Genomic DNA, 2,771 nt, shown 5'->3' on the forward strand with positions numbered 1-2,771 from the left:
CTCCATCAAACGCGTCGAAATCATGGGCATCCTCCAAGAACGCTTCGCCGGAGCCATCACCGCAGGACCCGAACAACTCGCAGAACTCCGCACCCTCCGGCAGATCGTCGAATTCACCAGCGGGGGAGCACCGGCCACCGCGGCCGGCGCCCCGGCGGCGGACGCCACCGCCGCTCCCGAACCGGCCGGCCAGGACGCCGCCGCCCCGGCCGGCGCCGGGATAGGCCGGGCCCAGGCCGCACTCGTCGCGCTGCCCACCCCCGACCAGCTGGTCGACGCCTTCGACGAGGGCGCGGGCGCGCTTCTCGTCGACGACGGCTCCGAGCTCGCGCCGGTGCTCGCCCAGCGCCTGACCGGGTCGGGGCGCCATGTGCACGTCCTGCGGCTGCCCGGAGTCGCCCAGCGCATCAGCGGGGTCAAGGACCACGCGCTGTCCGGCTGGGGCGTGACCGAGCTGGCCGAGCGGATGGAGAACATCCTCGCCGACCGGGTCAGCGTGGTGCTGGACCTGACCGCCGCCCGTGAGGGCGAGTGGTCCGACGGGGTCCGGCGGCTCACGCACACGCTGCTGGTCGCCAAGCACGCCGTCGCGCCGCTGACGGCCGCCGCCGCCTCCGGCCGCGCCGCCTTCGTCACGGTCACCCGGCTCGACGGCGCGTTCGGGCTCGGCGGGGTGCCGGAGGAGCTGATCCCCGCCGGCGGCCCCGCCGGACTCGTCAAGACGCTGGCCGTCGAGGCCCCCGAACTGTTCTGCCGGGCGGTCGACCTCGCCCCGGCCCTCAGCCCGGAGGCGGGAGCCGACCTCCTGCTCTCCGAGCTGGGCGACGCCGTCACCGAGACGGTCCAGGTCGGCCTCGACGGCAGCCGGCGCATCGGCCTGACGCTCGCCGAGGAGCCGCTGACCACCTCCGACCCGGCGACCGCGCCCGTCCTGGGCAGCGACGACCTCCTGGTCGTGACCGGCGGCGGACGCGGCATCACCGCCGCGTGCGTGGTCGAGCTGGCCCGGCGGCACCAGCCTGGCCTGCTGCTCCTGGGCCGCACCCCGCTGGGGGACGAGCCGGACTGGGCCCAGGGTGTGGACACCGCCACGCTCAAGGCCGCCGCGGCCGCCCAGCTGAAGTCCACGGGTGAGAAGCCGACCCCCAAGCGGGTCGAGCAGCTCTACCGGGACGTCGTCGGCGCCCGGGAGATCCGTGCCACGCTCGCCGAGGTGAGCGCCGCGGGCAGCCGGGTGGAGTACCTGGCCGTGGACATCACGGACCCGGCGGCCACCGCCGCCGCGCTCGCCCCGCACAAGGACCGCGTCACCGGGCTGGTCCACGGCGCGGGCGTCCTCGCCGACCAGCTGATCGCCAACAAGAAGGCGTCCGAGGTCGAGCGGGTCTTCGCCCCCAAGCTCGCCGGGCTGCGCTCGGTGACCGCGGCGCTGGACGCCGACGCCCTGCGCCACGTCGTGCTGTTCTCCTCGGTCGCCGGGTTCTTCGGCAACCGGGGGCAGTCGGACTACGCCATGGCCAACGAGGTGCTCAACGCCTGGGCCTCCTCCTGGAAGCAGCGCCACCCCTCGGCCCACGTCACCTCGATCAACTGGGGCGCCTGGGACAGCGGCATGGTGTCCCCGGAGGTCAAGGCCGTCTTCCGGGAGCGGGGCATCACCCTGATCCCGCTGGACACCGGCGCCCGGCTGTTCACCGAGCAGTTCGCCCCCGGCCGCGCCGGTGACGTCGTCACCGTCCTCGGCCCGACGACTCCCCTCTCGGCCCCCGAGCGGTCCGTCGCCGCCATCACCCGGGTGGAGCGGCCGCTGGCCGCGCTGCGGGACGAGCCGATCATCGCCGACCACGTCATCGGTGACGCCCCGGTGCTCCCGGCCGTCGTCGCCCTCGGCTGGATGATCGGCGCGGCCGAGCGGGCCCACGGCGCCGAGATCCGCCAGGTGAGGGACTTCTCCGTGCACAAGGGCATCGTCTTCGACGGCTCCCAGCCCGAGGGGATCAACCTCGAACTGGCCGTCGGCGACGACGCGGTACGCGGAGCCATCCGCTCGGTCGACGCCCAGGGCGTCGCCCGTCCGCACTACGGAGCGGTGCTCGACTTCCGGGCGACGCTCGCCCCGGTCTCGCCGGGCGCCCTGCCGGCGCTGGGCGGCGGCCGTCCCGCCGACGCCCTCTACGGCGACGGCACACTGTTCCACGGGCCCTCGCTGCGCGGCGTGCGCCGGGTGCTCACCGAGGACGAAAGCGCCCAGCGCCTGGTCCTGGAGTGCGAGCTGACCGAGCACCGCACGGCGGGCGGGGCGTTCGCGGGCAGCCGGTTCGCACCCGGCACGGCGGACCTGCTGCTCCAGGCGGGCCTGGTCTGGGTCCGGCTGTTCCGCGGCACCGCCGGCCTGCCCCTGTCGGTCGGCCGGGCGGACCTGCACCGCGCCCTGCCCGACGGCGAGCCCTTCCTGATCGTGGTCGAGCCCGCCTCCGCCTCCCAGGGCTCCGGCGCCTCGCTCACCATCACCGCGTGCACCCCGGGCGGAGAGGCGATCACCCGGTTCGAGGACGTGTCCGTGGTCTCCGCACCGCAGTTGGCGGCCAAGTTCATCAGCGGCTGAGTCCCCTTCGTACCCGACGCAAGCGATCGGGTCGGCCCCGGCGGCGCCCCCCCCCCCCGCCCGGCCCGGCCCCCCCCCCCCCAGGGCCCCGAAAGCGCTCATGAGCCACTACGCCCACGGTTGCCGCGCCAGCCGGTTACCAGGGGCGGCGTCCCCCGCCGCGTTC

The 2,771-nt window shown here is 75.4% G+C and carries 1 protein-coding gene; it reads left to right on the top strand.

Annotated features, from left to right (window positions below; all coding sequences use genetic code 11):
• A partial coding sequence (locus ACIQMU_RS21825) for an SDR family NAD(P)-dependent oxidoreductase (RefSeq protein ID WP_352242737.1) occupies positions 1-2,605 on the top strand: 2,605 nt, incomplete at its 5' end.
• Positions 2,606-2,771: the final 166 nt, after the last annotated feature.

The organism is Streptomyces sp. NPDC091649 (assembly GCF_044756785.1).
Taxonomy (GTDB): Bacteria; Actinomycetota; Actinomycetes; order Streptomycetales; family Streptomycetaceae; genus Streptomyces.